The organism is Streptomyces sp. NPDC005408 (assembly GCF_040606445.1).
GTDB lineage: Bacteria > Actinomycetota > Actinomycetes > Streptomycetales > Streptomycetaceae > Streptomyces.
Window position 1 is genome coordinate 70246 of record NZ_JBEXEX010000036.1, and the last position, 7082, is coordinate 77327.

The 7082-nt window shown below is 66.7% G+C and carries 6 protein-coding genes and 1 pseudogene; 6 read left to right on the forward strand and 1 reads right to left on the reverse strand.

All coding sequences use genetic code 11. The annotated features are described in order from the left end of the window. Positions 1 to 8 precede the first annotated feature (8 nt). From frc to ABZS64_RS27805, 6 genes and pseudogenes are all read left to right on the forward strand, one after another. Positions 9 to 1238 (forward strand): formyl-CoA transferase, encoded by a 1230-nt coding sequence (gene frc, locus ABZS64_RS27780; protein WP_355835199.1) that lies wholly within the window; start codon positions 9 to 11, stop codon positions 1236 to 1238. Beyond that, positions 1238 to 3379, forward strand: a complete 2142-nt coding sequence (locus ABZS64_RS27785) for an acetate--CoA ligase family protein (protein WP_355835202.1) — start codon at positions 1238 to 1240, stop codon at positions 3377 to 3379. The genes frc and ABZS64_RS27785 overlap by 1 nt, the downstream gene beginning before the upstream one ends. A 130-nt stretch (positions 3380 to 3509) precedes the next feature. Beyond that, positions 3510 to 4898: an OFA family MFS transporter gene (locus ABZS64_RS27790; RefSeq protein ID WP_355835205.1), complete on the forward strand. Its 1389-nt coding sequence runs from the start codon at positions 3510 to 3512 to the stop codon at positions 4896 to 4898. 363 nt (positions 4899 to 5261) lie between these two features. Next, positions 5262 to 5747: a DUF2975 domain-containing protein gene (locus tag ABZS64_RS27795; RefSeq protein WP_355835208.1), complete on the forward strand. Its 486-nt coding sequence runs from the start codon at positions 5262 to 5264 to the stop codon at positions 5745 to 5747. Continuing rightward, on the forward strand, positions 5747 to 5968 hold the full coding sequence (locus tag ABZS64_RS27800) for a helix-turn-helix transcriptional regulator (RefSeq protein WP_355835211.1): 222 nt from the start codon (positions 5747 to 5749) through the stop codon (positions 5966 to 5968). The genes ABZS64_RS27795 and ABZS64_RS27800 overlap by 1 nt, the downstream gene beginning before the upstream one ends. Positions 5969 to 6368: 400 nt before the next feature. Beyond that, positions 6369 to 6635, forward strand: a pseudogene (locus tag ABZS64_RS27805) (VWA domain-containing protein); the annotation flags it as partial. Between the two features lie 71 nt (positions 6636 to 6706). Here the strand turns inward: ABZS64_RS27805 and tnpA are convergent. Continuing rightward, positions 6707 to 7082: IS200/IS605 family transposase (gene tnpA / locus ABZS64_RS27810; RefSeq protein ID WP_355835214.1), on the reverse strand; the 376-nt coding region annotated here is incomplete at its 5' end.

A 7082-nucleotide genomic window follows, 5' to 3' on the forward strand; every position in this document is an offset into this window, starting at 1 on the left:
GCCCTCTCATGACCAAGGCTCTTGAGGGCGTGCGCGTCCTCGACATGACGCATGTCCAGTCCGGTCCTTCCGCCACCCAGCTGCTCGGCTGGCTCGGCGCCGACGTGGTGAAGGTGGAGGCCCCAGGCGGCGACATCACCCGCAAGCAGCTGCGCGATCTGCCCGACGTCGACTCGCTCTACTTCACGATGCTCAACTGCAACAAGCGGAGCATTACCCTCAACACCAAGACCGAGCGCGGCAAGGAGATCCTCACCGAGCTGATCAAACGCAGCGACGTGATGGTGGAGAACTTCGGCCCGGGGGCCGTCGACCGGATGGGTTTCACCTGGGAGAGGATCCAGGAGATCAATCCGCGGATCGTGTACGCCTCGATCAAGGGCTTCGGCGAGGGCCCGTACACCAACTTCAAGGCGTACGAGGTCGTGGCGCAGGCCATGGGCGGATCCATGGCGACGACCGGCTTCGAGGACGGACCACCGCTCGCCACCGGCGCGCAGATCGGCGACTCGGGCACCGGCATCCACGCGGTCGCCGGCATCCTCGCCGCGCTGTTCCAGCGGGAGAACACCGGGCGCGGCCAGCGGGTCAATGTCGCCATGCAGCATGCGGTGCTGAATCTGTGCCGGGTGAAGCTGCGGGACCAGCAGCGGCTCGCGCACGGCCCGCTCGCGGAGTATCCGAACGACGACTTCGGCGACGAGGTGCCGCGAAGCGGCAACGCGTCGGGCGGCGGGCAGCCCGGCTGGGCGGTGAGGTGCGCCCCCGGCGGGCCCAACGACTATGTGTACGTGATCGTCCAGCCGGTCGGCTGGCGGCCGCTGTCGGAGCTGATCGGCCGGCCGGAGCTGGCGGACGATCCCGAGTGGTCGACGCCGGAGGCGCGGCTGCCGAAGCTGTCGAAGATGTTCCAGCTGATCGAGGAGTGGTCCTCGACGCTGCCCAAGTGGGGGGTGTTGGAGCAGCTCAACGCCCACAACATCCCGTGCGGGCCGATTCTGTCCACCAAGGAGATCATCGAGGACCAGTCGCTGGTCGCGAACGAGATGGTCGTCGAGGTGGCCCACCCCCAGCGCGGTTCCTTCACCACGGTCGGCAGTCCGCTGAAGCTCTCGGACTCCCCGGTGGAGGTGGTCTCATCACCGCTGCTCGGCGAGCACAACGCAGAGGTGTACGTCGGTGAGCTGGGGCTCGGCGACGAGGAACTTCGGCTGCTCAAGACGAACGGAGTCATCTAGTGGACCGGCACAAGGACGCGGCGCGCGCGGTACTGGAAGCCGCGCTCGCCGAAGGCCGTACGGCCCTGACCGCTCCCGAGGGCAAGCTGATCACAGACGCCTACGGCATCCCGACTCCTGCCGAGGCGCTCGCCGAGTCCGCGGACGAGGCGGTGGCGCTGGCCGACCGGATCGGGTTCCCGGTGGCGATGAAGATCGTGTCGCCGGACATCCTGCACAAGACGGATGCGGGCGGGGTGCAGATCGGGCTGAAGTCCTGCGCCGAGGTGCGGGGGGCGTTCACCGCGATCGTGTCCAACGCGAAGGCGTACGACCCCGATGCGCGCATTCTCGGTGTGCAGGTGCAGCAGATGGTGCCGGCCGGGACAGAGGTGCTGATCGGTACGGTCACCGATCCGACCTTCGGGAAGGTCGTGGCGTTCGGGCTCGGCGGGGTGCTGGTGGAGGTCCTGAAGGATGTCACCTTCCGCCTCGCGCCCGCCTCCAAAGACGACGCGCTGTCGATGCTCGACGGGATCCGGGCGGCCGAGATCCTGCGCGGGGTACGCGGCGGGGCTGCCGTCGACCGCGACGCGCTCGCCGGTCTGGTCGTCAAGGTCTCGCAGTTGGCCGCCGACTTCCCCGAGATCGCGGAGGTGGACCTCAACCCCGTCTTCGCGTCGGCGGACGGCGTGATGGCGGCGGATGTGCGGATCCTGCTGACGGACGAGCCCGTGGCCCGGCGGCGACAGTACTCCCGCGAGGAGATCCTGACCTCGATGCGACGGCTGATGCAGCCGCGTTCGGTGACGGTCATCGGCGCATCCAACGAGCAGGGCAAGATCGGCAATTCGGTCATGCGCAATCTGATCGACGGCGGTTTTCCGGGCGATATCCATCCGGTGAACCCAAAGGCCGATGACATTCTGGGCCGCAAGGCGTACAAGAGCGTGATGGATGTTCCGGGTGAGCCCGATGTGGCGATATTCGCGATCCCCGCGAAGTTCGTCGCGTCCGCGCTCGAGGAGGTCGGCCGCAAGGGCATCCCGAACGCGGTCCTGATCCCGTCCGGTTTCGCCGAGACCGGTGAACACGAGCTCCAGGCCGAGATCGTGGCCATCGCCGAGCGGTACGGCGTGCGGCTGCTCGGGCCGAACATCTACGGCTACTACTCCACCTGGCAGGACCTCTGCGCCACCTTCTGCACGCCGTACGACGTCAAGGGCGGCGTGGCGCTGACCTCACAGTCCGGCGGGATCGGGATGGCAATCCTCGGCTTCGCCCGTACGACGAAGACGGGAGTGTCCGCGATCGTCGGGCTCGGCAACAAGTCCGACCTCGACGAGGACGATCTGCTGACCTGGTTCGGCGAGGATCCCAACACCCACTGCATCGCGATGCATCTGGAGGACCTCAAGGACGGCCGAGCGTTCGTGGAGGCGGCGCGGGCGACCGTGCCCAAGAAGCCGGTGGTGGTGCTCAAGGCCGGGCGTACGTCGGCCGGAGCGAAGGCGGCCGGTTCGCACACGGGCGCTCTTGCCGGAGACGACGCGGTGTACGACGACGTGCTGCGGCAGGCGGGAGTGATCCGCGCGCCCGGTCTCAACGAGATGCTGGAGTACGCGCGTGCGCTTCCGGTGCTGCCGACGCCGAAGGGCGACAACGTCGTCATCATCACCGGCGCCGGCGGTTCCGGGGTGCTGCTCTCGGACGCGATCGTCGACAACGGGCTGTCCCTGATGGAGATCCCGGACGATCTCGACGCGGGGTTCAAGGCGTTCATCCCGCCCTTCGGGGCCGCCGGGAACCCGATCGACATCACGGGCGGCGAGCCTCCGTCGACGTATGAGGCGACGATCCGGCTGGGTCTTGAGGATCCGCGGATCCATGCGCTGGTGCTGGGCTACTGGCACACGATCGTCACTCCCCCGATGGTGTTCGCGGAGCTGACGGCGCGCGTGGTCGAGGAGTTCCGGGCCCGCGGCATCGAGAAGCCGGTCGTGGCGTCGCTCGCCGGCGACGTCGAGGTCGAGGAGGCGTGCCAGTACCTCTTCGAGCGGGGCGTCGTGGCGTATCCGTACACGACGGAGAAGCCGGTGGCGGCGCTCGGCGCGAAGTACCGCTGGGCACGGGCGGCAGGCCTGCTGGGTGGTGGTCGATGAGGTGACCGAGGAGGGGGCGGTCGCGCGGGGGTGTCTTTACCTCTACCGGCCGCCCCCGACCCCAACAGAACGAAAGGTATTGGACAGGGGGCGCTGGCCAGCTCTTTCGACACAAGGGGTGCTAAACGTCATGACAACGACAGACATCTCTACGCCCGTCGCCTTCAGGGAGGTGACGGACCGCAACGGCCGCGTGTACCGGCTCGGCGAGACCGACCGGGACATCATGGGGCGGCCACGCTGGACCATGGTGCTGTTCCCATGGATAGGCATGCTGGGCATCAGCTCTTCGGAGTACGCGTTCACCTCGGCCGAGGAGACGTTGCACGATGCGCATCTGTGGAGCAGCGGACACATCTTCTGGCTGATGGGCGTCTGGGTCTTCTTCCAGGCCGCTGTCGCCTTCCCGGCGGGCCAGTTGCGGGAGAGCGGGAGACTGCCCGCCCGCAGCGCGATGATGCTGGGTGCGGTCGGGACCGTACTGGGCTATCTGTCGCTGGCGTACGCACCGAATGTGATCGTGGCGTACTTCGGCTTCGGGATGTTCAGCGGTATCGGCGCCGGACTTGTCTACGCGACCTGCGTGAACATGGTCGGCAAGTGGTATCCGGAGCGCAAGGGCGGCAAGACGGGCATGGTCAACGGCGGTTTCGCCTATGGCTCGGTGCCGTTCGTCTTCCTCTTCACGCAGTACATGGATCTGACGAACTACCAGGGTGTGCTGGTTTTCGTCGGCGTCGTGTGCGCGACGGCGGTGGCGGCGGCGGGCTGGTTCTTCCGGGATCCTCCGAAGAACTGGTGGCCCGCGGCGGTCGATCCGCTGAAGACGTCCGACGACCCGCGGATCGTGCGGGCGCTGGCGAAGAACCCGCCCGCTGTCAGGCAGTACACGCCCCGGGAGGCGGCTCGGACCCCGGTGCTGTGGATGATGTGGTTCTGTCTGCTCTGCACGGCGGGTATCAATATCTTCGGCATCGCCATGCAGGTGCCGTTCGGGAAGGAGATGGGCTTCGCGGGCGGCATCGTGGCGACGGCCATGTCGCTGAAGGCGATCGTGAACGGCACGGGCCGGGGTGTGATCGGCTGGATCTCGGACCGTTACGGGCGGCGGAACACGCTGATCATCGTGTGTGTGGTGCTGGGGAGCGCGCAGTTCGGCGTGTTCTTCTCAGGTGACATGGGCTCGATGCCGTTCTTCCTGTTCTGCTCGATGGTCTCCGGCTTCGGCGGTGGCGCGATCTTCCCGCTGTTCGCGGCGATGACCGCGGACTACTTCGGCGAGAACAACAACGCGTCCAACTACGGCATGGTCTACAGCTCCAAGCTCATATCCGGCCTGGTCGGATCGGGTGTGGGTGCGCTCGTGGTAAACGCCTGGGGCTATGGCGGCGCCTTCGCGCTCGCGGGCTCGATCGGACTTGCGTCAGCGGTGCTCGCGGTGTTCCTGCGGGCTCCGGGGCGGCCCGCGGCGCGGAAGATCGTGCCGAATCCGCAGCCGATCAGCAGGGACGCGGTGTAGGAGCACCCCCTGCTCGCATTGTCAGGAGACCGCCGCCTCGGCCGAGGCGGCGGTCTCCTGTTGTGCGTTGTGTACGACTTGGACCTGCGACCACGCTGTTCGTCCTGCACGCCGGGATCGCCTTCAGGCCAACCGGCCACCACAGTCCGGAGTTAGGGCTTCGGCGTAGTCGAGTGACGTCCGATTTGTGCTCAAGCGGGGGCGACTTCGACAAGATCAAGACGGTTCGCGCGAGCGCCATGCCACGGGAGGGGCGGCGGCTTCCGCCGCGGTGCGAAAGCGCCGCCCATCCGCCGTCCCAGCTCTTGCCTCATCTATCGATACTCGATAGATTCACATCGTAACTCGATAGAAGGAGGGGTCGTGGGAAAGCTGACAGTGCATGCGCTGCGCGCCGTGCTCGTGGTGATGCTCGCCGGCGGGGTGTTCGTACAGGCGTTGATGGTGTGGGCGTTGGCCACCGACCCGGAGGACGGGACGCTCCCGCTGACCCCGCTCCGCGTGATCGTGATCCTGGGCGGCGCGACGCTCCAGGTCGTCCTGGTCTGCGTATGGCGGCTGGTGGCGATGGTACGGCGCGGAACCGTGTTCTCCCACGCCGCCTTCCAGTACGTGGACGTCGTAATTGGCGCGGTCGTGGCTGCCGCCCTCCTGTGGTTCGCGCTCGCGGCCCTCCTGGCATCGGGCCCGGAAATGGAGCCGCCCGGGATCCTCGCCATGGGCGGGATCGGCGTGGCGATCCTGGGGGTCGCGCTCATCGTGCTCGTGCTGCGGATGCTGCTGGCCCAGGCCGTGGCGCGCGACGTCGAGGCCACGCGGATGCAGGCCGAGCTGGACGAGGTGATCTGATGCCGATCACTGTCGACATCGACGTGATGCTGGCCAAGCGGAAGATGTCCGTGGGCGAGCTTGCGGACTGCGTCGGGATCACCCCCGCCAACCTCGCCGTGCTCAAGAACGGCCGCGCCAAGGCGGTGCGCTTCGCGACCCTCGCCGCGCTCTGCGAGGTGCTCAAGTGCCAGCCGGGCGACCTGCTGCGCTGGGAGGCCGAGGTCACCGCGGACGGATGACGTGCCCCAGGCCGCAGCGCCTCCGCGTAGTCGGCTGGCGCCCGGTCCATGGCGATATGCCTGCCGGCGGCAGCTGGGGAATGTGACAGGCCCGCTTCCAAGATCATGGAGTTCTCGACGCCCCGTGATCCGAGTGGACCCCGACGATGCCCTCGGCCTCTACGGCACCCGCCTGTGCTGCTACGCGGTCAAGCGCATCGCGTGGACGTGAGGATGGAGGCGGGGAAAGTTCACCCTGTGCAGGCCGTGTGCTCGGAACACGGGCGTCTCGCTCTCACCGCTGCCTCCCGCCCGGGGTCTGCCGCGGCACAGGCGGGTGATCGTCCGTCAAACTCCGTTGTCAGTGCCTCCCCATAGTGTGGAGACATCACTTGGGGAGCCTCGGAGAAGGAGCACAAGCGTGTCCGCCAACAAGATCCAGCACAAGGTGAATCACGTCGCGCTGGTAGTGGACTGTTCGGGTTCCATGCATCAGCACCAGATTCAACTCATCCGCGTTGTGGACGAGTTCGTGGCGGGCTTGAAGGCCGAGTCGGACAGCCTCGGTCATGAGACCCGGATCAGCCTCTACTCCTTCGACCATAAGGTGGAGAACCTGGTCTGGGACATGGACGTGAAGCATCTGCCGTCCATGCGGGGTCTGTACAAAGTCAACAATGGCGCTACCGGGACTAATCGCAGTGCACCGCCCTTTAGGGCGGTGGTGAAGCGATTCTCAGGGCTGCTCTGACCCGCAGGTCACAGTGGACGATTCTGCTGCTCGATGTACTGGCGGACGATCGACAACGGCGCCCCGCCGACTGATCCGGCGAAGTAGGAACCGGACCATAGCCGCTGAGCCCGCCAGTAGTGCCGGACCAGGTCGGGGTACTCCTGGCGCATCCGGCGGGAGCTGACGCCCTTCAAGCTGTTGACCAGCTTGGACAGGGCGACCTTTGGCGGAAAGTTCACCAGGAGGTGGATGTGGTTGTTCTCGCCGTTGAACTCGACCATCTCGACCTCGAAGTCCGTGCAGACGCTGCGCATGATCTCTTCGAGTCGTGTCAGGTGCTGGTCGGTGAAGACCTTATGCCGGTACTTCGTCACGAAAACCAAGTGTGCGTGGAGGACGAAA

Coding starts and splice junctions, on each gene's coding strand:
- frc (WP_355835199.1), top strand. CDS start 9: ATGACCAAGGCTCTTGAGGGCGTGCGCGTCCTCGACATGACGCATGTC.
- ABZS64_RS27790 (WP_355835205.1), top strand. CDS start 3,510: ATGACAACGACAGACATCTCTACGCCCGTCGCCTTCAGGGAGGTGACG.
- ABZS64_RS27800 (WP_355835211.1), top strand. CDS start 5,747: ATGCCGATCACTGTCGACATCGACGTGATGCTGGCCAAGCGGAAGATG.